The sequence below is a fragment of the Micromonospora cathayae genome (genome assembly GCF_028993575.1).
Taxonomy (GTDB): domain Bacteria; phylum Actinomycetota; class Actinomycetes; order Mycobacteriales; family Micromonosporaceae; genus Micromonospora; species Micromonospora cathayae.
In genome coordinates this window covers 6,516,601-6,541,657 of record NZ_CP118615.1, presented here as the reverse complement: position 1 = coordinate 6,541,657, position 25,057 = coordinate 6,516,601, and the positions used below count along the sequence as shown (strand labels likewise).

Sequence of the window (25,057 nt, the reverse complement as noted above, 5' to 3'; positions counted from 1 at the left end):
GGCGGGCGGTGCCAGCGGATGGCACCGCCCGTTCGCGTCCGTCCGGCTGCTCCGGGCACCCGCCGGCTACTTCGAGCACCCGCCGGCCGTTCCGGTGCGCCGGCCGGTGCGTCGACGTCCGGCGCGGCCCGGGGGTCAGGCGACCGGTGGCAGCACCCGCTGGATCGCCGCGTGCAGCTCCGGCGCGTCCGGCTCGACGGTCGGGGCGAACCGGGCGGCCACCGTGCCGTCCGGCGCGACGAGGAACTTCTCGAAGTTCCACCGGACGTCGCCGGTGTGTCCGGTGGCGTCCGCCGCCGGGGTCAGCGCCGCGTAGAGCGGATGCCGGCCCGGCCCGTTGACCTCCACCTTCTCCGTCAGCGGGAAGGTCACCCCGTAGTCGACCCGGCAGAACTCGCCGATCTCGTCGGCTGTGCCGGGCTCCTGGCCGGCGAACTGGTTGCACGGCACGCCGAGCACGACCAGACCGCGTCCGGCGTACGCGTCGTACAGCTTCTGCAGGCCGGCGTACTGCGGGGTGAGGCCGCAGCGGGAGGCCACGTTCACCACGAGGAGCGCGCGCCCCCGGTGGGCGGCGAGGTCGAGCGGACCGCCCGCGAGGGCGTTGATCCCGATGTCGAAGACGCTCATGCCGGCGAGATTACCGCCGCCCGCCGACGATCCGGTGCGTGCGACCGCCGTGGCGGGGCGCGTCGGTCACCGGGCGTTCCGGTCCGGTCGCACCGCGCTGACCGGCGCGGGCGTGTTCAAGAAATCGACACATGCCCATCTTGACGAAGTAACGACAGCGTGAGTAGCGTCTCAACCACCTTCTGGAAAGTTTCCTAACTGTTTAGGGAGACGCCGCATGAGAAGATCACTCCGCCGGGCCCTCTGGGCCAGCGCCGTGGTCGCCGTGACCGTCGCCGCGGTCCCGATGACCTCGGCCTTCGGCGCCGGCAGCGTGACCACCACCTTCACCAAGGCCCAGGACTGGGGGACCGGTCACGAGACCCGGGTGACCATCACCAACGGCTCGGACGCCACCGTCTCCACCTGGCGTATCGAGTTCGACCTCCCGGCCGGTACCACCATCAGCAGCTCCTGGGACGCCGACGTCACCAGCAGCGGCAACCACTACGTGGCGGTCAAGAAGAGCTGGGCCGGCGGGCTCGCGCCGGGAGCGGCGTTCAGCTGGGGCTACAACGGCACCGGCGCGTACAAGGCCCCGCTGAACTGCACCGTCAACGGCGCGCCGTGCGGCGGCGGCACCACCCCGACCACGCCGCCGACCACCACCCCGCCGGCCACCACACCCCCGCCGACCACGCCGCCGCCCACCACACCCCCGCCGACCACCCCGCCGCCCAGCGGGGACAAGAAGGTCGTCGGATACTTCGCCGAGTGGGGCGTCTACGGCCGGAACTACCACGTCAAGAACATCCACACCAGCGGCTCGGCCGCCAAGCTCACCCACATCCTGTACGCCTTCGGCAACACCACCGGCGGCCGGTGCAGCATCGGTGACAGCTACGCCGACTACGAGAAGGCGTACACCGCGGCGGACAGCGTGGACGGCGTCGCCGACACCTGGGACCAGCCGCTGCGCGGCAGCTTCAACCAGCTCCGCAAGCTGAAGAAGATGTACCCGCACCTCAAGGTCATCTACTCCATCGGCGGCTGGACCTGGTCCGGCGGCTTCACCCAGGCCGCGCAGAACCCGACCGCCTTCGCCGAGAGCTGCTACAACATGGTCGAGGACCCGCGCTGGGCGGACGTCTTCGACGGCATCGACGTCGACTGGGAGTACCCGAACGCCTGCGGCCTGACCTGCGACAGCAGCGGCCCGAACGCGTTCAAGAACGTGGTGAGCGCGCTGCGCACCAAGTTCGGCTCGTCGGCGCTGGTCACCGCCGCGATCACCGCCGACGGCAGCAACGGCGGCAAGATCGACGCCACCGACTACGCCGGGGCGGCCACCCACCTCAACTGGATCATGCCGATGACCTACGACTACTTCGGCGCGTTCAACGCCCAGGGCCCCACCGCCCCGCACTCGCCGCTGTACTCGTACACCGGCATCCCGCAGCAGGGCTTCTGGTCCGACGCGGCGATCCAGAAGCTCAAGAGCAAGGGCATCCCGGCCAACAAGCTGCTGCTCGGCATCGGCTTCTACGGCCGGGGCTGGACCGGCGTGACCCAGACGGCTCCGGGCGGTACCGCCACCGGCCCCGCCCCGGGCACCTACGAGCAGGGCATCGAGGACTACAAGGTGCTCAAGAACACCTGCCCGGCCACCGGCACCGTCGCCGGCACCGCGTACGCCAAGTGCGGCAGCAACTGGTGGAGCTACGACACCCCGGCCACCATCGGTGGCAAGATGACGTACGCGAAGAACCAGGGCCTCGGCGGCGCGTTCTTCTGGGAGCTCTCCGGTGACACCAGCAACGGCGAGCTGATCGGCGCGATCAAGGGCGGCCTCGGCTGACCGTGCCGCCGGCCTGATCCGGGCGGTGCCGTCGGGCGCGGCTGAGCACCGTCCGTCGCACCACCGCCACCGGGCGGGGAGGGGAGCGTATCCCTCCCCGCCCGGTCGCGTCGGACGCCCGGCCCGACGGCTGCCGGGCACACCCTGCTATACACGAGGCGACCGCAGGGTGCCGTCTCCGGCACCGGCCCGACATCCGCGTGTGGAGGCTCCGATGGGTGTGAACCAGGGGAAGGCCGCCCTGGTCGTGGCATTGGCGGCGCTGGCGTTCCCGCTGGCCGGCTGCGGGTTCGGCGGGGACGACGAGCCGGCCCGGGAGCCGGACACGGCCCCCGCCGAGGAGGCCGCCGGCAAGGCGCGCGAGCGGGTGCAGGCGTACCTGGACGCGATGGTCGCCAAGGACGTCGCCACCGGCCGCGCCCAGTTCTGCGCCGCCGCGCACGCCGCCTTCGACGCCGCCGCGACCGGCCCGAACGGCGACTTCGCCGACCACTTCACCGTGCCCACGGCCACCATCACCGACGTCCGCCCCGGCCCTGCCGGCCAGGAGGTGAGCACCTCGGTCACGGTGACCGCGGGTAAGCAGAACGTGACCCGCGGCCTGCTGTTCACGGTGACTCGCAGCGGTGCGGACTGGTGCATCGCCAGCGAGGCCCCGGGCGGCAACACCCCGGCCCCGGCGAGCGGCTCACCCGCCCCGGCGATCACCCCCTGAACCCGGCACCCGACCTCTCGGTAACCTCCCAGCTACCGGAACCCGGCACCCTCGGCGATGTCCGGTCCACCCGGCCGCCGTAGGCTGCTGGACATGCGCCAAGAGTGGCATCAGTTGAGCTACCCCAGTGTGGGCAGCCCCGCCCTGCAGACCAGCCGCCCGACCGTCGACTCCGCCGAGGACGCCGCGCTCGGCCTGGACAACTGGCGGAACCTGCCGCGCACCCAGACCCCGCCGTGGCCGGACCCGGCCGCCGTCGCCGAGGTCTGTCAGGTGCTCGACACCGCCCCCTCGATCGTCGCCCCGTACGAGGTCGACCAGCTCCGGCGGCGGCTGGCGCTGGTCTGCGAGGGGCGGGCCTTCCTGCTCCAGGGCGGTGACTGCGCGGAGACCTTCGTCGACAACACCGAGCACCACCTGCTCGCCAACGCCCGCACGCTGCTCCAGATGGCCATCGTGCTGACGTACGGGGCGTCGCTGCCGGTGGTCAAGGTGGCCCGGGTCGCCGGGCAGTACACCAAACCCCGCTCGCTGCCGACCGACGCGCGGGGCCTGCCCGCCTACCGCGGCGACATGATCAATTCGCTGGAGGCCACCCCGGAGGCCCGGATCGCCGACCCGCAGCGCATGATCCGGGCGTACGCCAACTCCGCCGCCGCGATGAACATGCTCCGCGCGTACCTGGCCGGCGGACTGGCCGACCTGCACGCGGTGCACGACTGGAACAAGGACTTCGTCAAGCACTCCCCGGCCGGCGAACGGTACGAAGCCATCGCCCGGGAGATCGACCGGGCGTTGGCCTTCATCCGCGCCTGCGGGATGACCGACGAGGAAGCGCTCCGCACCGTCACGCTCTACTGCTCGCACGAGGCGCTCGCGCTGGAGTACGACCGCGCGCTGACCCGGGTCTCCGGCAACCAGGCGTACGGCCTGTCCGGGCACTTCCTCTGGATCGGCGAGCGGACCCGGCAGATCGACGGCGCACACATCGACTTCATCTCCCGCATCGCCAACCCGATCGGCGTGAAACTCGGCCCGACCACCACCCCGGACCAGGCCCTCGAACTCTGCGAGAAGCTCAACCCGGACAACATCCCCGGTCGACTCACGTTGATCAGCCGGATGGGCAACCACAAGGTCCGGGACGCCCTCCCGCCGCTGGTCGCGAAGGTCGACGCGGCCGGGGCGAAGGTGGTCTGGCAGTGCGACCCCATGCACGGCAACACCCACGAGTCCTCCAACGGCTACAAGACCCGGCACTTCGACCGGATCGTCGACGAGGTGCTCGGCTACTTCGAGGTGCACCGGGGCCTGGGTACCCACCCCGGCGGCCTGCACGTCGAACTGACCGGTGAGGACGTCACCGAGTGCCTCGGTGGCGCGCAGAACATCGCCGACCTCGACCTGCCCGGCCGGTACGAGACCGCCTGCGACCCCCGGCTCAACACCCAGCAGTCGCTGGAGTTGGCCTTCCTCGTCGCCGAGATGCTCCGTGGCTGAGGTGGGCACGATGGCCGACGCGAGGAGTGAGCTTGCGAGCCCCGCAGTCGGCGGCCGGAAGGTGGGCACGATGGCTGACGCGAGGAGTGAGCTTGCGAGCCCCGCGGTCGGCGGCCGGAGGGACCGTCGTGGCTGAGCGGCTGGTCGACGCTGAGCGGCTGGTCGACCTGCGGTCGGACACCGTCACCCGCCCCGGCGCCGGGATGCGTCAGGCGATGGCCGAGGCCGAGGTCGGCGACGACGTGTACGGCGAGGACCCGACGATCAACGCGCTGGAGCGGGAGGTCGCCGCGCTGTTCGGGCACGAGGCGGCACTGTTCGCCCCGACCGGCTCGATGACCAACCAGATCGCCCTGCAACTGCTGGTGCCGCCGGGCGAGGAACTGCTCTGCGACGCCGACGCGCACGTGGTCACGTACGAGGTGGGCGCAGCCGGGGCGTACGGCGGTATCTCCACCCGGACCTGGTCCCCGGTCGGCGCCGATCTCGACCCGGAGGTCGTGGCGGCGATGATCCGTCCGGCGGGCTACCACGCGGTGCCCACCAGGGCGATCGCCGTCGAGCAGACCCACAACCGGGGTGGGGGTGGGGTGATCCCGCTGCCCGTCCTGCGGGAGCTACGGCGGATCGCCGACGAGGCGGGCGTGGCGCTGCACTGCGACGGAGCCCGGATCTGGCACGCGTACGTCGCCGACGGGGTGCCGCTGGCCGAGTACGGCGCGCTGTTCGACACCCTGTCGGTCTGTCTCTCCAAGGGCCTCGGCGCGCCGGTCGGCTCGCTGGTGGTGGGCAGCGCCGAGAAGATCGCCCAGGCTCGGGTGGTCCGCAAGCGGATGGGCGGCGGGATGCGGCAGGCCGGCGTGCTCGCCGCCGCCGGCCGGTACGCGCTGCGCCACCACCTCGACCGGCTCGCCACCGACCACGCCCGCGCCGCCCGGCTCGCCGAGGCGGTCGCCCCGTACGGGGTGCTCGCCGGTCCGGTCCGCACCAACATCGTCCCGCTGGACCTGACCAAGTGCCCGTTCGACGCGCACGCGCTGGCCGCCGCCGCCCGGGCCGACGGGGTGCTGGTCTCGGTGCTCGGTCCCCGGTTGGCCAGGCTGGTCACCCACCTGGATCTCACCGACGCCGACATCGACCGGGCCGTCGAGGTGCTGCCCCGGGTACTGCGCGGCTAGGTTCCGTCCCCCGGGACCCTCGCTCCGGAGCGGCCGGGACCGCCGCCCGGCCCCGGAGTGTCGGGCGGTCGGAACCCGGCTGCCCCGGTGCGGGGCGTCGCGTACGCTTCCGGGCCATGCCCGCCGGAGCCGACCCCGACCGACCCGACCGCCGGCTCGCCGCCGCCCTCGCCGAGGTGGACCGGGTCTTCGCCGGTCTGCCCCGACCCGGGCCGGTGGACGGGTGCACCTGGTGCTACTCCGCCGACGACCTGGTCCGACTCGGTGGGGACCCGGACGAGGTCCCCGACGACCTGCTGCGCAGCTTCGCCCACGAGGGCGCCGACCACTGGTCCGCCGACCAGTACGGACTGCTCTGGCGTCGCTTCGCCCCACGCGTCCTGCGGACCGTCGCGTACCACCGGGACGAGCTGGTCGTGCCGTGGGCGCTGCGTGGTCCGGGTTCCCCGTCGGCCGGGTTCGGCCGGTGGCCGCCGGCGCACCGGGACGCGGTGACCGGGGCGTACGCGGCGCTGCTGGCCGTCGCTCTGGTCGACTGGCCGTCCGGGGACGTGGTCGAGCTGCTCGGCCCGCTGGTCCGGCTCGACGACATCGCCGCCTGGTTCGCCAGGATCGACCCGCTGGCCGGCGACCCGCCGACCACCCCGGCCCCCGGCACCGGTTCGGTCGTCAAGGTCGGCGTGGCCGCCGGTGCTGGTCCGGTGGTCGAGGCCGGTCTGGTGCGGCTGGTCGCCCACTGGGCGGTCGAGCTGCTCGACGGCACCCCGCCGCACTGGTACGACCCGCCCGGCGACCCGGTCGGGCTGGCCACCGGCTGGCTCTGCTCCCCGGCGGTACGCGACCGGGTGGCCGGGTTCGCGCGCCGGTACCCGGGCTGCCGGACCGCGACCGAGGCGGGTGTCGCGCTGACCGCGCTGGAACTGGGCGAGGCCGAACTCCTCTGGGAGCTGCCCGGCGGCCCCGGTGTCGGCTGCGGCTGCCCCGCCTGTGGTGACCAGCCGGCAGGCTGACGCTCTCGGCCGAGGCGGTCGCGCTTCGGCCAGCAGGCCGATCTCGGCCAGGAACGTCGCGCTTCGGCCGGAGGAGCGAGGCCTCTCGCCGCTGAGGCTGTTGCGGTGTGTCCGGGGGCCGGACGGTCGCCGCAGCCCGGGCTATCCCGCTTCCCCCGGCTGACGCAACCGCTTGAGGACGGCGATGTCGGCGTCGTGCCCGACGTGCCGCTCGGTCGGGGTCTCCACCACCACCGGAACGCCGACGGTGGCCGGATGGGTCATCAGCTCCGCGAACGCCGGCTCGCCGATGGTGCCCTTGCCGATGTTCTCGTGCCGGTCCCGCGTCGATCCGCAGAGGTCCTTCGAGTCGTTGGCGTGCACCAGCCGCAGCCGGTCCGCCCCGATCGTCGCGACCAGCGTGTCCAACGTCGCGGTCATCCCACCCTCGACGGCCAGGTCGTGCCCGGCCGCCCAGGCGTGACAGGTGTCGAAGCAGACCCCGAGCCCGGGATGCCGGTCCACCGCGTCCAGGTACGGCCCGAGCTGCTCCACCCGGGACGCCAGCGACCGCCCGCCCCCGGCGGTCGGCTCGACCAGCAGCATCGGCCCGTCGTCCGCCGCCGTCGCGTCCAGCAGCGGCAGCAGCGCCTCGCGTACCTGCCGCAGCGCGGCCCCGTCGTGTGCCGCGTCCACCGAGCTGCCGGCGTGGAACACCACCCCGCGCGCGCCGATCGCCCGGCCCCGGCGCAGCGCGTGCTCCAGGGTCTGCGCCGACCGGGTCACCGTCTCCGGGGTGGGCGAACCGAGGTTCACCAGCAGCGCCGCGTGGATGTACACCGCGATCCCGCGGGCCGCGCAGCCGTCCCGGAACAGGGCGTCCTGGGCCGGGTCGCCGGGCGGCAGCGCCCAGCCCCGCGAGTTGGAGACGTACACCTGCGCCACCTCGGAACCGGTCGCGTCCAGGTACGGCAGGGCCGCCTTCGCCAGCCCGCCCGCGGTCGGGGTGTGCGAGCCGACCGGCCGGTCCACGGCCGTCACTAGAAGCATCCGATGGTGACCGGGGTGCCCGGAGCCACCTGCGAGTTCTCGCCCGGGTTCTGGAAGCGGACCACCCCGTTCGGGTTGAACTGCACCACCACCGGGAAGCCCTGGCTCTCCAGCACCTGCTTGCCCTGCGGGCAGGGCAGGTCGACCACCCGGGGTACGGTCACCGGAGCCGGACCCTTGCTGACCTCCAGTTTGACCTCGGCGCCCTTCTCCACGCCGGAGCCGTCGGCGGGGGACTGCCCGATCACCTCGTCCTTCGGCTTGTCCGAGTCCCGGTACGTCTCCGTCGGTACCAGCCCGAGCTGCTGGAGGGCGCCCCGCGCCTCGTTGACGTTCTTGCCGACCAGGTTCGGCACGGTGATCGGGGCGCGGCCCCGGCTGACGATCACGTTGACCTTCGTACCCGGCTTCACCTCGGCACCCGGCTTCGGGTCGGTGTCCAGCACCACCCCGGCCGGCAGGTTGTCGTCGTAGCGGGCCTTGCCCTTGACCGCCTCCAGGTTGGCGGCCCGCAGGTCCGCCTCGGCCAGCTCGTACTCCTTGCCGACCACGTCCGGCACCGGGAACTGCTCCGGGCCGAGGGAGAGGGTCAGGGTGATCGTGCCGCCCTTGACGATCCGGTCGGCGGAGCCGGGATCCTGGGCCAGGACGCTGTCCCGGGGCACCTTCTGGTCGTACCGAGGCTCGGCGTAGACCAGGGTGAGGCCGGCCCGCGACGCCTGCGACTCGGCCTCCGCCTTGGTCAGGCTGACCAGCTCCGGGGCCACCGTGTACCGGCCCACCCCGAACCACCAGCCGCCGCCGACGAGCAGCAGGGCCACCACCAGCACGCCGGCCACCACCGCCAACCGACCCGGCGGGGCCTCCGACAACTGCCGGCGCCACCGGGCCACCAGGCCGTTGCCCTCGGGTACGGCCCGACGCCGGTGCGGCCGGTTCGGTTCGGTACCCCGTGACCGGTCCCGGCCCTTGGGCTCGGGCAGCCGGGCCCAGGCGGGACGCTCGGCGGGGCGTACCGCCGCGACGGCCATGGTCGGCCCGGCGACGGCCGGGGCGGGAGCGTCGGTGATCCGGCGCAGCACGGCGGTGTGCGCGTTGTTGCCCAGGTCCTCCCGGGCGACCTGCACCTCGGCCAGTAGCGCGCCGGCGTCGGTGGGGCGGGCACCCGGGTCACGTCGGGTGGCCCGGGCGACCAGCTCGTCCAGCGCCTTCGGCAGCCCCGGCACCAGCGTGGACGGGGCCGGCACGTCCCGGTCGACGTGCTGCCAGGCGACGTCGATCGGCCGGTTCCCGTCGTACGGCACCCGGCCGGTGAGCATCTCGAACAGCACGATCCCGGCCGAGTAGACGTCGGTGCGCGGGTCGGCGTGCCCGTCGGTGACCAGCTCCGGGGCGACGTACGCGACCGTCGCCATGAGCTGGTTGCCCTGGTCCTCCTCGGCGGCCTCGACCGCGCGGGCCAGACCGAAGTCAGCCACCTTCACCACGCTGTCGACCAGGTTCGCCGCGCCGCCGGTGGGTGCCTCGGCGACCAGTACGTTCTCCGGTTTGACGTCCCGGTGCACCAGGCCGGCCCGGTGCGCGGCACCGATCGCGGCGAGCATCTGCTCGGCGATGGCCAGCGCCTCGTCCGGGTTGAGCCGCCGTCGCTCGGCCAGCACGTCCCGGAGGGTGCGACCGCGCACGTACTCCATGACCAGGTACGGCAGACCCTGGTGGGTGCCCTGGTCGTAGACCGCGACCACGTTGGGGTGGGTGAGCCGGGCGATGGTCTTGGCCTCGTCGGTGAACCGCTCGACGAAGCCGGCGACCCGGGCCCGCAGGTCCGGCGCCTGGGTGGGATGAATGATCTTCACGGCGACGGTGCGTTCGAGGCGCTCGTCCGTGGCGGTGTACACGGTCGCCATGCCGCCCCGGGCCACGCGACCGCGAATGCGGTAGCGCCCGTCGATCAGCGAGCCCAGCAACGTGTCGGCGACCTGTGTGTCCATCGGGGGGCAGTCTATGTCTCCCGGGGCCGGCGGCAGAACAGGATGCCACAGCCGGGCCGGAACCTCACTCCGAGCGGCCCGTACGGCACCTTCCGTCGGTGGTGACCGGCCGGCCCGTGCGGCACCTTCCGTCGGCGGGTGGCCGTGCGGCTCGTGCGGCATGTTCCGTCGGCGGGTGGCCGTGCGGCACCTTCCGTCGGTCGTGACCGGCCGGCCCGTGCGGCACCTCCCGTTGGCCGTGACCGGGCGGAACGTGGCAGGGTGATCGGGTGAGCGATTCCGTACCCGCCGACCGGGCCGTTCCCGGCCCAGGGCCCGCCGACGACGAGGCCTGGCTGACCCTCCCCGACGTCGCCGAGCGTCTCGACCTGTCGATCAGCAAGGTCCACCAGATGATCCGCGACCGGGAGCTGATCGCGGTCCGCCGCAACGGCGTCCGCCGGATCCCGACCGACCTGGTCGCCAACAAGACGGTGCTCAAGCACCTACCGGGCGTGCTCACCCTGCTCGCCGACGCCGGTTACGACGACGACGCGGCGCTGCGCTGGCTGTACGAACCGGACGACAGCCTGCCCGGCACCCCGGCCGTCGCCCTCGGCGGCGACCGGGCCCGGGAGGTCAAACGTCGCGCCCAGGCGTTGGGGTTCTGACCGTGCGGCAGTTCGCCTACCTCGGGGTGCTGCTCGGTTGCCTGGTCTGCGCGCTCTGGCTGGAGCCGGTACTGCGGGTCAACGTGCTGCGCCGCTGGCGTCGCCTGCTGCTGACCCTGCTGCCGGTGCTGGTGGTCTTCGTGCTCTGGGACATCGCGGCGATCGCCGCCGGGCACTGGACCTTCGACCCGGAGCAGACCACCGGCGTACTCCTCCCCGGAAACCTGCCCGTGGACGAACTGCTCTTCTTCGTCGTCGTACCGGTCTGCACGATCCTCGGCTTCGAGGCGGTCCGCGCGGTCAACCGCTGGCCGGCGGGGGACGAACCCGCCGCCGCATCCGTCGACCGACTGACCGTCGGTCCGACTGGTGAATCTCCCGCTGGTCGGCCTGACGAACCCGCCGCCGCTCCGGCTGCCGGGTCTGCCGCTGGCCTGCCGGGTGAGGCTGCTGCTGGCCGCGCTGACGGGTCTCTCGTCGGTCCGGCCGAGCGGTCCACGCCGCTGGCCGCCGGTCCGCCGGAACCGCCACGGGTGGCCGCCGGTCCGCCGGAACCGCCACGGATCGCCGGTCCGCCGGAACCGCCACGGGTGGCCGGGGGGACGGCCGACGGAGCCGACCGGGCGGGGGACCGGGCATGACCTACACCGCCGCCGCGCTGCTCGGCGTCGTCTGCGTGGCCGGAATCGACCTGTTCGTGCTGCGTACCCGGCTGCTGCTCCGCCCGGTCTTCTGGGCCACCTACCCGATCATCGTCTTCTTCCAGTTGATCTCCAACGGGATCCTCACCGGTCGGGACATCGTCCGGTACGACCCGGCGGCGATCATCGGCGTACGGCTGGTGTACGCACCGGTGGAGGATCTGGTCTTCGGTTTCGCGCTGGTGCTGCTGACCCTGTCGGTGTGGGTCTGGCTGGGCCGCCGGGGCGTCCAACCCACCCCCCGCGCCGGCGAGAACAGCCTTCTCCTCCGCCTCCTCCGCCGCCGCACCCGCACCCCCCACCCCTAACCCACCCCACCCACTCTCCCCTCCCTCCGTTCCCTCCCTCCCTCCCACCCACCCCGACTCCGCGTTGATCATGAAGTTGTTGTCGTCCGCTCGGCGTGTCGCGGGTAGTAACTTCATGATCAACCGCCGGTGGGCGGGTGCGCGGGTGCGCGGGTGGGCGGGTGCGCGGGGGCGAGGGCGCGGAGGGTGGGGGGAGCGAGGGGGTGGGGAGGGGGGTTAGTCGGTGCGGCGGGTGGCGGCTATGGCCAGGTCGACCAGGGCCTGGCGGGCCTCGGTCTCCAGGTCCACGGTGCCGAGCGCGGCCAGCGCGGTGTCGGTGAGGGCGGCGATCCGCTGCTCGGTCCGGGCCAGCGCCCCGCTCGAGGTGATCACCTCACGGAGCCGGGTCACCCCGTCCCCGTCCAGGTCGGGATCGCCGAGCAGCCGGGTGACCAGCTCCCGGCCCGCCTCGTCGGTGCCGGCCACGGCCGCGGCCACCAGGTACGTCCGCTTGCCCTCCCGCAGGTCGTCCCCGGCCGGCTTGCCGGTCTGCGCCGGGTCCCCGAACACCCCCAGCACGTCGTCGCGGAGCTGGAACGCCTCGCCCAGCGGCAACCCGTACGCCGAGTAGGCCGCCCGGATCTCCGCCGGGGCGTCGGCCAGCGCCGCCCCGAGCAGCAGCGGGCGCTCGACGGTGTACTTGGCCGACTTGTAGCGGGCCACCTTGCCGGCCCGCTCCAGCGAGGTGTCCCCGGTGGCCTGGGTCAGCACGTCCAGGTACTGGCCGACGGTGACCTCGGTGCGCATCTCGTCGAAGACCGGCCGGGCCCGGGCGATCGTCCGGGCGTCCAGCCCCGCGCCGTGCAGCAACTCGTCGGACCAGACCAGGCAGAGGTCACCGAGGAGGATCGCCGCGGCGTCCCCGAAGCCCTCCGCGTTGCCGGCCCACCCGGCGGCCCGGTGCCGGGTGGCGAACCGCCGGTGCACCGCCGGCTCGCCGCGCCGGGTGTCCGAACGGTCCATCAGGTCGTCGTGGATCAGGGCGCTGGCCTGCACGAACTCCAACGCCGCCAGGGTGGCGACCAGGGGATCGGAGTCGGCCCCGCCGGCCCCCCGGTAACCCCAGTACGCGAACGCCGGCCGTAGCCGTTTGCCGCCCCGCAGCACGAACGCCTCCAGCGCATCGGCGACCGGCGTCAGCGCTTCGTCGACCCCGGTCAACCAGCCGCGCTGCTGGGCGAGGAATCCGGTGAGGGCCTTGTCGACGCGTTGCCGCAGGCCGGCGCGGTCGACGGGGGAGACGGGAGCTGCGTGGGTCACGCCACGACGCTAGCCGGTCGCCGTCGACGGTGTCGCACCGCCGGGGGTGTGACGCGCCGGGGAAGGTACCCGCGGACGGCCGCGACCAGCACGGCGTGTCGGCGTACCGCCGGTTCTGTCGGATGCGCGGCCAGCCGGCGACCCACCTCCGCCAGCGCACCGGCCGCCCGGGGTGAGCCGGCCCGGACGGCGGCCAGCAGGGCCTCGCCGGCCAGTTCACCGGCCCGTTCCACCTCGCCGAGCTGGAGCCAGGCGCGGGCCAGCCAGGCCCCGTAGAGGGCCACGCTGCGGGGTTGGCCGGGCCGGCAACCGGCAGCCAGCAGCGGTACGGCGGGCAACGGCCGGCCCAGCGCGGTCAGCGTCCGGCCGGTCATCGCGGCGAACTCCGCCCCGTCCAGCCAGTAGAGCCAGGGTGGTTCGCGGAGCGGGTCGTGCCGTCCGGCCGCGCGCCCGGCGGCGGTGAGCGCAGCCCGGGCCGCCCGGTGCTGACCGCCGGACGCGGCGGCGAACGCCGTCCGGTGCAGCAGCAACGCGCGCAGGCCGGCCGAGGCGACCGGGCCCGCCCCGGCGTACGCCGTCCGGGCCAGCAGCGCCGCCCCGTGCGGGTCACCGGCCCCGGCCAGCAGGTGGCTCGCCGAACCGAGCACGTGCCCGGCGAGGGCCCGGTCGCCGGCCGCCGACGCGGCCCGCAACCCCAGGCGGTACGCCGTCAGCGCGCCCGCCGCGTCACCCGCGTCGGCGGCGAGCCAGCCGGCGAGCTGGGCCGCCTCGGCCAGCACCGGCAGCAGTCCACGCCGCCGGGCCGGGCCGGCCAGCGAGACCGCGGCGGCCACCCGGCGCAGCCGGTACGCCCCCAGCCCGGTCAGGTCCGCGCCGCCGGTCAGGTCGTCGAGCCGGCGTAGTCCGTCCAGCCATCCGGTGTCCTGGAGCCCGCGGCCGGTGCCGGGTACGGGCAGGCCGGTGCCGGCACCGGGAGCCGGGAGGCCGGGGGCGGACACTGGAGGTCCGCCGCCGAGGTCGGCGTCGGTGTTCGGGGGCGTGGTGCCGGTCAGTGGCGGGCCGCCGGGTGGCAGCAGGGACGCGTGCGGGTCGGCCAGCCACCGTTGCGCCAGGGCCAGCAGCGCGCGCCGGGGCCGGGACGCCTCCACCAGCGGGTAGCCGGCCGTACGGCGGCTCGCCCCGGCCGCCTCGACCAACCGTCGCCGGGGTACCGCCAGCACGACGGCGAGCCAGGTGAGCCAGAAATCCCCCGGGACACGTGCCTGCCGCTCCCAGCGGGACACCTCGTGCCGGCTCAGGGTCGGCACCCCGGCGGCGGCGCAGAGCCGGTCGGCGAGGTGCTGCTGACTCCAGCCACGGGCCAGTCGCAGCCGGGCGAGCAGTGGTCCGAGCAGTTCGGGGGTGTGGTCGAACAGTTCGGGGTCGGGTCCGAGGGGCTCCGGGGCGGGTTTGAGGGGCTCCGGGCGGGGACCGAGCGGGTCGGGCGGTGGGGCGAGGGGCTCCGGGTCGGGCGGTGGGGGGTACGGGATCACAGGGGGCCTCCGGAAGGTCGGCGCGACGCGAACCGGTGGCCGGGCGTGCCCGTCGCCGGTGCGCCGCGGTCGGAACCGCGTGACCCCCGCGCGGCCCTGAGCCGACCCCCACCGGCGTGCCGCGCTGACCCCCTGCCTACCGGAGAGGTACGACGATTCTGGCCGCAGTCGGGTCGTTCCCGGCTCGTCCGGGCCTCCAGCGGGATTCCAGCATGCGCACGACAGCGGGCTGGTGGGCCGGGGCCGGACCGGTAGAGTCGAGGCGTGGCGCTCGGTCTTCCCTCGGTCCTCCCCGATCCGCGGCCGGCGATCGGGGAGCTGATCCGTGACTCCCGGCCGACCTTCTCGTTCGAGTTCTTCCCGCCCAAGACACCCCAGGGCGAGACCCTGCTCTGGCAGGCGATCCGCGAGCTGGAGTCGCTGCGGCCCTCGTTCGTGTCGATCACCTACGGGGCCGGTGGCACCACCCGGGACACCACCGTGGCGGTCACCGAGCGGGTCGCCACCGAGACCACCCTGCTGCCGATGGCGCACCTCACCGCGGTCAACCACTCCGTCGCCGAGCTGCGGCAGGTGATCGGCCGGCTGGCCGGCGCGGGGGTGCGTAACGTCCTCGCGGTGCGGGGCGACCCGCCCGGCGACCCCACCGGCGAGTGGATTCCGCACCCGGAGGGCGTCCGGTACGCCGAGGAACTGGTCCGGTTGATCCGCGAGGCCGGCGACTTCAGCGTGGGGGTGGCCGCCTTCCCGTACCGGCACCCCCGTTCGCCGGACGTCGCCTCCGACACCGAGTACTTCGTCCGGAAGTGCCGGGCCGGGGCCGACTTCGCGATCACCCAGATGTTCTTCGACGCCGACGAGTACCTTCGCCTGCGGGACCGGGTGGCCGCCGTGGGCTGCGACACCCCGATCCTGCCCGGGGTGATGCCGGTGACCCAGCTCGCCACCATCGCCCGGTCGGAGCAGCTCTCCGGCGCGCCCTTCCCGTCGGCGCTGGCCGAGCGGTTCGAGCGGGTCGCCGACGATCCGGAGGCGGTCCGCCAACTCGGCATCGAGCAGGCCAGTGAGATGTGCCGTCGACTGCTCGACGAGGGGGTGCCGGGGATCCACTTCATCACCCTCAACCGGTCCACCGCCACCCGGGAGGTCTGGCAGAACCTCCAGGTCGGCGCGCGGGTGTAGGGGTGCGTGGGGCGACACCCGAGCCGGCCTCCTACGGTTGATCCGTGGTGGGCACACAGCTGAACTGGGACGACTACGCGACCGCCTGGGCCCGGCTGCACGGTGGCTTCGATCCCCGGGCAGCCGCCCCGGTGGTGCGCGGCTGGCTGCGGTTCGCGTACCACGTGGGTTTCCTGCTGGGGCGGCTACGCGTCGGCCCGACGGCGGTGACCGTCGTCGGGGTGCTGCTCTGCTTCTGCGTGCCGCTGCTCGCGGTACGTCCCGCCGACGGCCCGTTCCTCGGCGCGCTGTTCGTCCTGCTCGCCTCGGTGGCCGACAGCGTGGACGGCGCGGTGGCGGTCGCCACCGGGCGGACCACCCGGCTCGGCTACGTCTACGACTCGGTGGCCGACCGGCTCGGTGAGATCGCGTGGCTGCTGGCGTTCTGGCTGCTGGGAGCCCCGGGGGCGCTGGTGGTGGCCGGCGGGGCACTGTCCTGGTTGCACGAGTACGTGCGGGCCCGGGCGGTCTCCGCCGGGATGCGGGAGATCGGCGCGGTGACGGTGGGGGAGCGGCCGACCCGGGTGAGTGTGGCGCTGGTCGGGCTGCTGGTGGCCGGGCTGGCCGGCCTGATCCGGCCCGAACTGGCCGCCGGCACCATCACCCTGGCCACCGCCGTGTGGGTGCTGCTGGCCGGCTTCGGCCTGGGTCAGCTCCTCTCCGCCGTCCGCCGGGGCCTGCTGCACGCCGACTGAGCCGCGCCTCCGACCTGGCCGGGCCGGGCCGAGACGTCGGCCTGGCCGGGCTGGCTGGTCGCGCCGGCTGGCCGGGCCGCTCAGGTCGGGTCGGCCGGGACGGCGCCCCGGGCCCGGCACACCGGGCCGGGCGGTCGGGCCCGCTGCCGGCGGGAGGGTCAGGCCGGGCCGATCCGGTCGGCGACGATCCGGGCGGAGAGGGTGACCATGGGCAGGCCGCCGCCCGGGTGGGTGGAGCCGCCGACCAGGTGCACCCCGTGCGCCGGGGCGCGGTTCGCCGGCCGGAGCAGCCCGCCCGCGGTGCCGTAGATCGCGCCGCCCGGAGCGCCGGTGGCGGCGTCCAGGTCGGCCGGGGTACGGATCTCGCGGAACAGCAGCCGGTCCCGTACGTCCACGCCCCGCTCGGCGAGCACGTCCAGGATCCGGTCCGCGTACGCCTCGGCGAGCCCCGGCCGCCGCCAGTCCACCGCCGTCGTGGCGGTGCCGTGGCGGGCCGCGTTGACCAGCACGAACCAAGCCTCGTGGTCGGCCGGGCGGACCCTCGGGTCGTCGGCCACCGTGACGAAGACCGTCGGGTCGGTCGCCGGCCGGGCCCGTACCCCCCGTCCCGGGTCGCCGAAGACCGCGTCGAACTCGGCGTCGTAGTCGCGCGGGAAGAACACGTTGTGGTGGGCCAGGCCGGTCGGGCCGCGTACCCCGAGCAGCAGCACGAACCCGGCGAGGCTGCGGTCGGCGAGCCCGGCCAGCCGGGCCGGGCTGGGCAGCAGCTCCCGGTAGACGGTCAGCGCGTCGACGTTGGCCACCACCACGTCGGCGGGGACCGGCGCGCCGGCCCCGTGCAGGCGTACCCCGTGCACCCGGCCGCCGGTCGCGTCGATCCGGGTGACCGTGGTGCCGGTCTGCACCACCACGCCCAGGTCCAGGCAGCGGGACAGCAGCGCGTCGGCGAGGGTGCCCAGCCCGCCGCGCAGGTACCAGCCGCCGAAGGCCAGTTCCGCGTACGGGACGGCGACCAGCGCGGCCGGCGCGCGCCGCGGGTCGGCTCCGGTGTACGTGGCGTACCGGTCGAGCAGCATCCGCATCCGGGGGTCGCCCAGGTGCCGGCGGCCCAGCCCGCGCAGGGTCCGGCCGGGGGCGATCGCGGCCAGGTCGCCGAGCCGCCAGGCCAGCGACGCCAGGTCCCGGGGCGAGTCGATCGGGCGGCGCAGGATGTCCCGCCAGGACGCGTCCCAGACCCGCCCGGCCCGCCGCCACAGCCCCCGCCAGTCCGCCGCCGCGCGTTCCCCGAACGCCGCGCCGATCCGCTCGGTGAACACCACCGGGTCGGCGCAGGAGTCCAGGGCCGCCGCGCCACCGGTTCCGCCCGCGACGCCGTCCGGGAAGACGTGCCGGACGATCGGGTCCAGCGGAACCAGGTCCAGGTACTCGTCGAGTTTCGCCCCGGTCGCCTCGAACAGCTCGGTGAACACCTCGGGGAGGGTCAGCAGGCTGGGGCCGGTGTCGAAGTGGAACGGCCCGGCCGGGGTGTCGTGCACGTACCGGCCGAGCTTGCCGCCGACCGTCTCGGCCCGTTCGAAGACGGTGACCTCGTGTCCCGCGACAGCCAGCCGGGCGGCGGCGGCCAGCCCGCCCACCCCGGCCCCGACGACCACAACCCGCGCCATGTGTCGCGCCCTCCTAGCCGACCGGACGACCCCGCCAGGACAGGCGGTGCCGCTTCCGCAGATGGTACGACCGGACGGTCAGCCAACCGAGGACCACGACCGACACGGGGTGGGCCAGCGCGTCGGGCCACCACCGGCCGCCGGTCGCCCGGGCGCTGACCACCCGACCGGCCACGCCCAGCAGGTAACCGGTCCCGGCCAGGGCGGCGACCGTCGGCGCGCCGGCGGCCAGGGCGATCACCGCCACCAGCGGCGGCGCGACGTAGAGCAGACCGAGCAGCGCCAGCACGACCGCCGCCGCGCCCGGATGACCGAACGTCGACCACAGCGACTTGGTGTAGCCGTCGCGCAGTTCCGGCCAGGTGTCGTACATCCGGCAGGCGGCCAGCCGGGAACCGTCGGCCAGGGCGATCCGGCCGCCGGCCCGCTTGACCGTACGGGCCAGTTCGACGTCCTCCAGGACCTTGTCGCGGACCGTCGCGTGCCCGCCGGCCGCGTCGTAGCCGGCCCGGTCCACCACCAGGAACTGCCCGCCCGCCGCGGCCAGCGACGGCCGCGCCGAGCGTTCCATCGCCCGCAGCGGCAGGAAGGTCAGCCACAACCACTGCAACAGCGGCTGCACCAGCCGGTCGGCCGCCGTCGCCACCAGGATCCTCGGGTACGGCGACAGCAGCGTCACCCGAGCGGCGCGCAGTTCACCGACGGCCGCGGCCAGCGCGTACGGGGTGGTGAGCACCACGTCGGCGTCGACGAAGGCCAGCACGGTGGCCGCCGGGTCGGCCCGCCGGGCGAGCTGGTGGCAGGCGTGCGGCTTGCCCAGCCAGCCCGGTGGCAGCCCCGCCCCGGTCAGCAGGGTGACCCGGGGGTCGTCGCCGGCCACCGCGCGTACCACGTCGGCGGTACCGTCGGTGGAACCGTCGTCGAGCACCACGATCCGCAGGCCCGGCACACCCCGCTGGGCGAGCAGCGACCGCAGGCACGGGGTGACCCGGGTGGCCTCGTCGCGCAGTGGCAGCAGCACCGCCACCGTCTCGGTGACCTCGGCCGGCCGGTCGTCCGGTCGACGCAGCCACCGGCCGGCGTTGACCAGGGTGTGCCCGCCCAGCGCGGCCAGGACGACGAGCACCCCCACCGTGCCGGCGACCGCCGCCGTCATGCGGGGGCGTCCACCGGGCGATGGTCGGGGCCGTCGCCCGTACCGGCCCGGTGGTCACGACCGTCGCCCGTACCGGCCGGCTTGTCACGGTCCTCGTCCGGGCCGTCGTCCGGGCCGGCCGGGTGGTCACGGCCGTCGGACCGTTGGTGGGGCCGGTGGGTCCGGCGGGACCGGCCGAGGGTGACCGCCAGCGGCACCGCCGCCACCGACATGCCGACCGCGCCCCACACCGCCGAGGCGGGCAGGTCGAGGAAGACCGCGTGGGCGAGCACGCTGGAGAAGTACGTCCACAGGTAGAGCGCGTACATGGGGTGGTCGGCGGGCCCCGTCCCGGCGGCGGCCGGCCCGGCCAGCGGGCGCAGCAGGGTCATCATCAGCACCCCGAACAGCAGCCAACCGAGGTAGTTGGTGACCGGGATGCCGGGCAGCCCCGGCAGCGCCGGTTCGGCGTCCCGCCAGAGCCAGTACCCCTCGGCCACCATCTGCGGGTCGAGGAAGAGATCCCAGGCGGCCAGGCCGACGGCGGCCAACGCGATCCGCCCGACTCCGGGCCGGACGAGCCGGACCGCGGCGAGCCACGCCGGCCAGGCCATCCAGGTCCAGGCCAGCGGGATGATCAGTGGTACCCCGGCGAGCTTCGGCCCGAGTTCGCCGGAGTAGTCGTAGCTGCCGAACGGGAAACCGGTGGCGACGCCGAGCGCCTCGATGGCGAAACCGCCGCCGGTGGCGACCGCGACCAGCGCCGCCGCCGTCCGGGGACCCCGGGTGAGCAGGGCATGGCACACCGAGAGCAGGTACCCGAGGACGACCGTCGCCACGGTCAGCCCGGCCCGGGTGCTCCCGCCGGTCAGCGGGTAGCCGATCTGCGCCAGCACCAGCACCCCGAGCAGTGCCCAGGGCAGCCGGCGGACGAGCGTTCCCCCGGCGGGGCGACGCGTGGCGGTGCCGGCCGGGGCGTACGGTGCGCCGGTCACGACGGTTGCGGGCCGGAGACGGCCGGGCCGGTGGACGCCGCCGGTCTGGTGGCCGCCGCTGACCCGGAGGAGGCGGCCGGGCCGGCGGACACGGCTGGCCCGGTGGACGCTGTCGGGGAGGAGGCGGCCGGGCCGGTGGGGCCAGCGGGCGGCGGCAGCGGAAGGCTCCGACCGAGCACCCCGAACGCGCGTTCGTCACCGGGAAAGTGGAAGTCGCGCAGGATGTCGACGAAGCCGAACCGGCGGTACAGCCGCCAGGCCCGGGACCGCTGCTCGTCGGCCTCCGGCGTGGACAGCAGGGTGGTGCTCCCCTCGGCCATGGCGAGCAGCACCCGCAGCTGCCCCGCGCCGAGACCGTGCCCCTGGGCGGTCGGCCGGACGTGCAGCTCCACCACCTCGAAGCAGTGGGTCAGCCAGATCCGCCGCTGGGCCGCATCCAGCGCCCGGTTGACCTGGTCGTGCCACCACTGGCCGGGCGCGCCCAGGTAGCCGTACCCGAAGCCGGCCAGGTGACCCTCGCTGGTCAGGCTGGCGACCGCCCGGAACCCCGGCCGGCGGACGTGGGTGGCGATGTAGCCGCGCCGGGACTCCAGCAGGTCCGGACGGTACCCCATCGCCTCGCCGTAGACGGCGACCACGTCGTCCAGCCGCCGGACCAGATCGTCCGGGGTCCATCGCACCAACCTCATGCGCGTCCGCCCTCCACCGTCTCCGTGTCGTGGTCACCGGTCCAGCCCAGCACCGTTCGGTCGCCGACCACGGCGCGCACCTCGAACCGGGCGAACAGCTCCTCCGCGTACCAGCCCTCGGTGGGGGTACGGGCGATCGCGGCCCGGTGCTCCGGGTGACGGTACGCGAACCCGACCAGGCTCGCCGGGTCGCGCCACACACTGACCGTGCCCTGCCAGCCGAGCGGGGCCTCGCCCACCCCGAACCGGGCGAGCAGGCCGGGCGCGTCGTGCAGCGCGGCGGCCACCGGGGGGACCGCCCGCCAGAAGGTGACCGCCCGGCGGGTCCGCAACCGGGCCCGGGTCAACGCCAGCACCGGACCGTCCACCCGGCCGCCGGTCGGGTCGCCGAACGGCCGTCGGCCGGACCATTCGCCCCGGCTGGTCACCGGCCGCAGGTCCAGCCGGCAGGTGGACCGGGCGATCCGGGCCCAGGACCGGCCGACCGGGGAGCCGTCGAACCCGGCCGCCGCGTCGGCGGAATCCCACACGGTCAGCGCCGCCCAGCGGGTCACGTCGACGTCGTCCGGGCCGAATCCGGTGCCGGTACCGGTGCCGAGCAGCTTGGCGAAGCGCACCCCGGCGGTGGCCCGCAGCCGACGTGGGCCGACCGCCATCCGGGGCAGCACCCGGGGCAGGTCGGCCCGGCCGACCCGCCACACGTGCAGGGTGACCAGCTCGGGTACGGGCGCCGAGCCGGCGGTCGGGCCGGTCACGCCACCTCGGCCGGGGTGCCGGCGGTGATCCGCAGCAGCTCCGCGTACGTGCTCGGGAAGACCGCCCGGGGCACCCCGCCGGCCGCCCAGACCTCGGCGTACCCGGCCAGCGCGGTGTCCACCAGGGTGCGCAGCGGCGTGGGGTGGCCGAGCGGGGCGACCCCGCCGATCACCTGGCCGGTGTGGGTGCGGACGAACTCCGGGCTGGCCCGGCGTAGCCGGGTGACACCGAGCGTGGCGGCCAGCCCGGCGGTGTCCACCCGGTGCGCGCCGGAGGTGAGCACCAGCAGCGGCGCGCCGTCGGCGTCGAAGACCAGCGAGTTGGCGATCGCTCCCACCGGCACGCCGAGCGCCTCGGCCGCCGCCGCGGCGGTGTGCACCGCGTCCGGGAGCAGATGGACACCGGACGGCCCACCGGAACCGTCCCGGGCCTTGGCGGCGTCGAGCGCGTCCTGTACCGCCTGCACGTTGGGGTGTGGCTGCATGCGGACCATTCTCCCCGGTCCGCGCCGACCCCGTTCAGCCGGCCGTACCGCCGCAGGTCGGTCAGGGGAGCGGCCCGGCGGCGTCGGGTCGTCCGGTGGGGATCACGGCGATCGCGTCGGGCGGACCGGGCTGCCCGACGGTGGCGGGGCCGGACCGGCCGTCGGGCCCGTCCGGTGAGCCGCCGGGCCCGTCCGGGGAGGGCCGGGTGGGGGCGACCCGGGCCGTCTCGGCCAGCGCGACCCCGAGCAGTACCAGCGCACCCCCGCCGAGCTGGGCGACGTTGAGTGCCTCGCCCGCGCCGATGACCACCCAGGCGACCGCCGAGGCGAGCACCGGCTCCACCATGCCGACGATCCCGACGCTGGTCGCCGGCAGGTGCCGCATCGCCCCGGCCACCAGCAGGTACGGCACGACCGAGCCGAGCAGCACCACGTACCCGAGCAGCAGCGCGACCGGCACGCCCTGGCTGGTACCGGCCAGCGGCGTCCAGTCACCGACCCCGATGAACGCCCGGGTGAGCAGGCCGGCCACGGCGGCGGCGCCGAACGCCCAGGTGCAGAGCGAGATGGTGTCCCGTCCCTCGACCCCGCGCGCGCCGAGCACGTAGTAGCAGGCGAGGAAGAAGGCGGCCCCGAGCCCGGCCAGCACCCCCAGGCCGTCGAGCTTCGGCTCGCCCCAGACCTCGGCGACGCAGGCCAGCCCGGCGAGGCTCAGCGCCAGGCCGGCCCAGAGCCGGGACCGGACCGGCTGCCGCTGGCCGAACCGGGCCCAGAGGGCGACCAGCAGCGGGGCGGAGTACTCGAACAGCAGGCCGATGCCGACCGGCAGCCGCGAGATGGCGACGAAGTAGAGCATCGGGACCAGGAAGAACCCGGTCAGTCCGTACCCGACCAGCAGCGGAATCTGCCCGGCGGTGGCCCGCAGCCGACGCGGTCCGGGCCGTAGCAGCGCGCTCAGCACCAGCAGCGCGGTGAACGCGCCGGCCGCGCGCAGCAGGGTCAGTTGCGGCGCGTCGATGCCGGCGCGGAGCACCAGTTTGGAGACGGTGCCGTTGACCGCGAACAGTGCTCCGGAGGCGAGCACCATGACGACACCGAGGGCAGGGCGGGGCGGGATCACCCTGCGAGGCTACGTCGTGTCACACGTTGCGTTTTCGCCGGCGGCAGGGTGTACTGTCAGCAGTGGTTAGAACGGGTGTTCGATTGAGTCGGGCGCCGGTTCCCACCGGCCCGGGAGGGGTGTTTCGCGGCTCCACTCCCGGGGAGGTGCGGTTCCGCGGACCGCACCGGGCACCGGGCAGTCGCGAGCCCGGTCCCGTCAGGCAGGATCGTCGTCCGCCGCCCACGACCCCCGGGCGGCGGACGACGAACCCGCCGGTCAAGCCGGCCGGGTGTGGTGTGGGGAAGCGTCCACACCCGGCCGGCCGCACCGGGTGCGTCTTCCTCCGCACCACCTCGACCCCGGCCGTGCCGCCGGGCGGGCTCCACGTCCGCCGTCGGTGGCCCGGCCGTCCCGGCGACGCGGAGGAGACAGTCCATGCCGTCCCATCCGGCACCGGCACCCACGGTGCCCGCGCACGTGCTGCCGCACCGCACCCCGGCCCAGCTGCTCGCCGTGGCCCGACGCGGGCTGGCCGAAGCCGCGCAGACCCGTCCCGACGGCCTGCGCTACGCCGCCGCGCACCTCGCGGCGCTGCGTGCGGCGGCGGCTCTGCTGGCCGCCCGCGCCCGCCCCGCGCCCACCCGGCGCAACCGGATCACCAGCGTCTGGGTCCTGCTCGCCGGGGTCGCCCCCGAGCTGGGCGAGTGGGCCAGCTTCTTCGCCGTCGGGGCCAGCAAGCGGGCTGCCGCCGAGGCGGGCATCCCCCGGGTGGTGACCGCCCGTGAGGCCGACGATCTGCTCCGTGCCGCCGAACAGTTCGTGGCGGTGGTGGAGGTGACGCTCGGTGTGGCACACCAACCGGTCCTCGACGGACTCGCCGCCGCCTGACCGACCCACCAGCTGACCGGTCAGCCCGTCGACCCCGCCGGCCATGCCGGCGCGCTGACCGGCCGGGCCGGGCCCTCCCACCCGTACGCCAGCCGCGACGACCCGGCGTGGCCACTCCGTCCACCCGGCCCGACCATGCCGGCTCCGGCCACGTCGGCCTGGCCACACCACCCACCGACCCGGCCACGCCACGGCCGGGTCGGCCGACTGCACACCGCGCTTGATCCGGTACGACACGACACGACGGGGGGGCTTGTCCATGGCGGGCCGAATGGTGGTCGGTTCCGCCGCGCTGGCCGACCTGGTCCGGCCGGCCAGCGCACCCGATCCGGCGGGTGCCCACCGGGTGCTGCCGCTGCGGCCCGAACTCACCGGCCTGCTACCTGACCGGGGGCTGCGTCGGGGCAGCACGATCTCGGTCAGCACCGGTCAGCCCCGGCGCAGCGGTGGGACGTCCCTGCTGCTGGCGCTGCTCGCCGAGGCGTCCCGGGCCGGTTCGTGGTGCGCCGTGGTCGGGGTGCCGGCCTTCGGCGCGGTCGCGGCTGCCGAGGCCGGTATCGCACTGGACCGGCTCGCCCTGGTGCCCCGACCCGGCCCGGAATGGGCGACCGTCGTCGCCGCCCTGATCGACGGGGTGGACGTGGTGGTCACCGCGGTTCCGGCCGCGGTCACCGCCTCGGTCGCCAGCCGGTTGGCCGCCCGGGCCCGGCAGCGTGGCTGCGTGCTCGTCCCGTACGGCCGCTGGGATGGGGCCGACGTCACGTTGCAGGTGGTCCGGGGCGGATGGGAGGGGCTCGGGCCGGGGCGGGGGCGGCTCCGCCGACGCGAGGTCACCGTCTCCGCGCGGGGACGCGGCGCGGCCAGCCGACCGAAGGAGATCAAGGTATGGCTCCCCGGTGACGACCTCACCCGGGTCATCCCCCGGACGGCGCATCGCCCGGTCACGTCCGGGGCGTCCCCGGGGCGGGTGTTGACCCTGGTGGGTTCGGCGTGACACCAGCCGCCGACACCCCCGCCACCCCGGCAGGGCCGTCCCCCCGGCGTCCCG

General features: G+C 74.9%; 23 protein-coding genes and 1 pseudogene. 12 read left to right on the top strand and 12 right to left on the bottom strand.

The features are described 5' to 3' along the window. Positions 1–135 precede the first annotated feature (135 nt). On the bottom strand, positions 136–630 hold the full coding sequence (locus tag PVK37_RS28720; RefSeq protein ID WP_275030942.1) for a glutathione peroxidase: 495 nt from the start codon (positions 628–630) through the stop codon (positions 136–138). A gap of 217 nt (positions 631–847) precedes the next feature. On the opposite strand from PVK37_RS28720, the gene PVK37_RS28715 reads away from it, so the two are divergent. The 5 genes from PVK37_RS28715 (at position 848) to PVK37_RS28695 (ending at position 6,870) form a co-directional block, all read left to right on the top strand. Further along, the gene (locus tag PVK37_RS28715) at positions 848–2,467 is read left to right on the top strand and encodes a glycosyl hydrolase family 18 protein (RefSeq protein ID WP_275030941.1); all 1,620 of its coding nucleotides are present in this window, start codon (positions 848–850) and stop codon (positions 2,465–2,467) included. A gap of 214 nt (positions 2,468–2,681) precedes the next feature. Continuing rightward, positions 2,682–3,182 (top strand): hypothetical protein, encoded by a 501-nt coding sequence (locus tag PVK37_RS28710; protein WP_275030940.1) that lies wholly within the window; start codon positions 2,682–2,684, stop codon positions 3,180–3,182. Positions 3,183–3,275: 93 nt separating this feature from the next. After that, positions 3,276–4,682: a class II 3-deoxy-7-phosphoheptulonate synthase gene (locus PVK37_RS28705; protein WP_275030939.1), complete on the top strand. Its 1,407-nt coding sequence runs from the start codon at positions 3,276–3,278 to the stop codon at positions 4,680–4,682. A 158-nt stretch (positions 4,683–4,840) separates the two neighbouring features. Next, a complete protein-coding gene (locus PVK37_RS28700) occupies positions 4,841–5,860 on the top strand; it encodes a threonine aldolase family protein (protein ID WP_275035264.1) in 1,020 nt (339 codons plus the stop codon). Between the two features lie 116 nt (positions 5,861–5,976). Continuing rightward, positions 5,977–6,870 (top strand): hypothetical protein, encoded by an 894-nt coding sequence (locus PVK37_RS28695; RefSeq protein ID WP_275030938.1) that lies wholly within the window; start codon positions 5,977–5,979, stop codon positions 6,868–6,870. Positions 6,871–7,011: 141 nt separating this feature from the next. Here PVK37_RS28695 and PVK37_RS28690 read toward each other — a convergent pair whose 3' ends face one another. Together PVK37_RS28690 and pknB are read right to left on the bottom strand one after the other, a co-directional pair. Further along, positions 7,012–7,890 carry a deoxyribonuclease IV gene (locus PVK37_RS28690; protein ID WP_275035263.1) on the bottom strand — a complete coding sequence of 293 codons (879 nt, stop codon included), beginning with the start codon at positions 7,888–7,890 and terminating at the stop codon, positions 7,012–7,014. Beyond that, positions 7,890–9,890: a Stk1 family PASTA domain-containing Ser/Thr kinase gene (pknB, locus tag PVK37_RS28685; RefSeq protein ID WP_275030937.1), complete on the bottom strand. Its 2,001-nt coding sequence runs from the start codon at positions 9,888–9,890 to the stop codon at positions 7,890–7,892. The genes PVK37_RS28690 and pknB overlap by 1 nt, the downstream gene beginning before the upstream one ends. 269 nt (positions 9,891–10,159) lie before the next feature. Between pknB and PVK37_RS28680 the strand changes: the two genes are divergently transcribed. Genes PVK37_RS28680 through PVK37_RS28670 form a run of 3 tightly spaced genes read left to right on the top strand, consistent with a single transcriptional unit; the run spans position 10,160 to position 11,549 of the window. Beyond that, on the top strand, positions 10,160–10,540 hold the full coding sequence (locus PVK37_RS28680) for an Rv2175c family DNA-binding protein (protein WP_341483403.1): 381 nt from the start codon (positions 10,160–10,162) through the stop codon (positions 10,538–10,540). Between the two features lie 2 nt (positions 10,541–10,542). Continuing rightward, complete coding sequence (locus PVK37_RS28675; RefSeq protein WP_275030936.1) at positions 10,543–11,181, top strand: lycopene cyclase domain-containing protein; 639 nt, start codon at positions 10,543–10,545, stop codon at positions 11,179–11,181. Further along, positions 11,178–11,549 carry a lycopene cyclase domain-containing protein gene (locus PVK37_RS28670; protein ID WP_275030935.1) on the top strand — a complete coding sequence of 124 codons (372 nt, stop codon included), beginning with the start codon at positions 11,178–11,180 and terminating at the stop codon, positions 11,547–11,549. The genes PVK37_RS28675 and PVK37_RS28670 overlap by 4 nt, the downstream gene beginning before the upstream one ends. 216 nt (positions 11,550–11,765) lie before the next feature. Here the strand turns inward: PVK37_RS28670 and PVK37_RS28665 are convergent, their stop codons facing one another. Together PVK37_RS28665 and PVK37_RS28660 are read right to left on the bottom strand one after the other, a co-directional pair. Then, positions 11,766–12,848 (bottom strand): polyprenyl synthetase family protein, encoded by a 1,083-nt coding sequence (locus PVK37_RS28665; protein ID WP_275030934.1) that lies wholly within the window; start codon positions 12,846–12,848, stop codon positions 11,766–11,768. Further along, entirely contained in the window at positions 12,845–14,380 is a 1,536-nt protein-coding gene (locus PVK37_RS28660; protein WP_275030933.1) for a helix-turn-helix domain-containing protein, read from the bottom strand. Before PVK37_RS28660 ends, PVK37_RS28665 begins: the two co-directional genes overlap by 4 nt. Before the next feature lie 264 nt (positions 14,381–14,644). Here PVK37_RS28660 and metF point away from each other — a divergent pair, with 264 nt between their 5' ends. Both metF and PVK37_RS28650 read left to right on the top strand, forming a co-directional pair. Then, positions 14,645–15,562 carry a methylenetetrahydrofolate reductase [NAD(P)H] gene (metF, locus tag PVK37_RS28655; RefSeq protein ID WP_275030932.1) on the top strand — a complete coding sequence of 306 codons (918 nt, stop codon included), beginning with the start codon at positions 14,645–14,647 and terminating at the stop codon, positions 15,560–15,562. Between the two features lie 44 nt (positions 15,563–15,606). Further along, positions 15,607–16,296, top strand: a complete 690-nt coding sequence (locus PVK37_RS28650; protein WP_275030931.1) for a CDP-alcohol phosphatidyltransferase family protein — start codon at positions 15,607–15,609, stop codon at positions 16,294–16,296. A 158-nt stretch (positions 16,297–16,454) separates the two neighbouring features. On the opposite strand, the gene PVK37_RS28645 is transcribed toward PVK37_RS28650, so the two are convergent. The 7 genes and pseudogenes from PVK37_RS28645 to PVK37_RS28615 form a co-directional block, all read right to left on the bottom strand. Beyond that, complete coding sequence (locus PVK37_RS28645) at positions 16,455–17,960, bottom strand: phytoene desaturase family protein (RefSeq protein WP_275030930.1); 1,506 nt, start codon at positions 17,958–17,960, stop codon at positions 16,455–16,457. Positions 17,961–17,973: 13 nt separating this feature from the next. Beyond that, positions 17,974–19,116 (bottom strand): glycosyltransferase family 2 protein, encoded by a 1,143-nt coding sequence (locus tag PVK37_RS28640; protein WP_275030929.1) that lies wholly within the window; start codon positions 19,114–19,116, stop codon positions 17,974–17,976. Then, positions 19,113–20,018 (bottom strand): carotenoid biosynthesis protein, encoded by a 906-nt coding sequence (locus PVK37_RS28635; RefSeq protein ID WP_423791118.1) that lies wholly within the window; start codon positions 20,016–20,018, stop codon positions 19,113–19,115. Before PVK37_RS28635 ends, PVK37_RS28640 begins: the two co-directional genes overlap by 4 nt. 215 nt (positions 20,019–20,233) lie before the next feature. Next, positions 20,234–20,779: pseudogene (locus PVK37_RS28630) on the bottom strand (GNAT family N-acetyltransferase); the annotation flags it as partial. After that, positions 20,776–21,534, bottom strand: a complete 759-nt coding sequence (locus PVK37_RS28625) for a monooxygenase (RefSeq protein WP_275030928.1) — start codon at positions 21,532–21,534, stop codon at positions 20,776–20,778. The pseudogene PVK37_RS28630 and the gene PVK37_RS28625, both read right to left, overlap by 4 nt. Beyond that, positions 21,531–22,019: a YbaK/EbsC family protein gene (locus PVK37_RS28620; RefSeq protein ID WP_275030927.1), complete on the bottom strand. Its 489-nt coding sequence runs from the start codon at positions 22,017–22,019 to the stop codon at positions 21,531–21,533. The genes PVK37_RS28625 and PVK37_RS28620 overlap by 4 nt, the downstream gene beginning before the upstream one ends. Positions 22,020–22,080: 61 nt before the next feature. Continuing rightward, positions 22,081–23,139, bottom strand: a complete 1,059-nt coding sequence (locus PVK37_RS28615) for an EamA family transporter (RefSeq protein WP_275030926.1) — start codon at positions 23,137–23,139, stop codon at positions 22,081–22,083. Between the two features lie 417 nt (positions 23,140–23,556). Between PVK37_RS28615 and PVK37_RS28610 the strand changes: the two genes are divergently transcribed. Together PVK37_RS28610 and PVK37_RS28605 are read left to right on the top strand one after the other, a co-directional pair. Then, complete coding sequence (locus PVK37_RS28610) at positions 23,557–24,009, top strand: SAV_6107 family HEPN domain-containing protein (RefSeq protein WP_275030925.1); 453 nt, start codon at positions 23,557–23,559, stop codon at positions 24,007–24,009. A 259-nt stretch (positions 24,010–24,268) separates the two neighbouring features. Next, positions 24,269–25,003, top strand: a complete 735-nt coding sequence (locus PVK37_RS28605) for a hypothetical protein (protein WP_275030924.1) — start codon at positions 24,269–24,271, stop codon at positions 25,001–25,003. The last annotated feature ends 54 nt before the right edge of the window (positions 25,004–25,057 follow it).

What these genes read in the sequence shown, in the direction of transcription:
- PVK37_RS28605 (WP_275030924.1), top strand. Translation starts at nt 24,269, where the DNA reads ATGGCGGGCCGAATGGTGGTCGGTTCCGCCGCGCTGGCCGACCTGGTC.
- PVK37_RS28705 (WP_275030939.1), top strand. Translation starts at nt 3,276, where the DNA reads ATGCGCCAAGAGTGGCATCAGTTGAGCTACCCCAGTGTGGGCAGCCCC.
- PVK37_RS28640 (WP_275030929.1), bottom strand. Translation starts at nt 19,116, where the DNA reads ATGACGGCGGCGGTCGCCGGCACGGTGGGGGTGCTCGTCGTCCTGGCC.
- PVK37_RS28715 (WP_275030941.1), top strand. Translation starts at nt 848, where the DNA reads ATGAGAAGATCACTCCGCCGGGCCCTCTGGGCCAGCGCCGTGGTCGCC.
- PVK37_RS28620 (WP_275030927.1), bottom strand. Translation starts at nt 22,019, where the DNA reads ATGCAGCCACACCCCAACGTGCAGGCGGTACAGGACGCGCTCGACGCC.
- PVK37_RS28645 (WP_275030930.1), bottom strand. Translation starts at nt 17,960, where the DNA reads ATGGCGCGGGTTGTGGTCGTCGGGGCCGGGGTGGGCGGGCTGGCCGCC.
- PVK37_RS28695 (WP_275030938.1), top strand. Translation starts at nt 5,977, where the DNA reads ATGCCCGCCGGAGCCGACCCCGACCGACCCGACCGCCGGCTCGCCGCC.
- PVK37_RS28670 (WP_275030935.1), top strand. Translation starts at nt 11,178, where the DNA reads ATGACCTACACCGCCGCCGCGCTGCTCGGCGTCGTCTGCGTGGCCGGA.
- PVK37_RS28610 (WP_275030925.1), top strand. Translation starts at nt 23,557, where the DNA reads ATGCCGTCCCATCCGGCACCGGCACCCACGGTGCCCGCGCACGTGCTG.
- PVK37_RS28720 (WP_275030942.1), bottom strand. Translation starts at nt 630, where the DNA reads ATGAGCGTCTTCGACATCGGGATCAACGCCCTCGCGGGCGGTCCGCTC.
- PVK37_RS28710 (WP_275030940.1), top strand. Translation starts at nt 2,682, where the DNA reads ATGGGTGTGAACCAGGGGAAGGCCGCCCTGGTCGTGGCATTGGCGGCG.
- pknB (WP_275030937.1), bottom strand. Translation starts at nt 9,890, where the DNA reads ATGGACACACAGGTCGCCGACACGTTGCTGGGCTCGCTGATCGACGGG.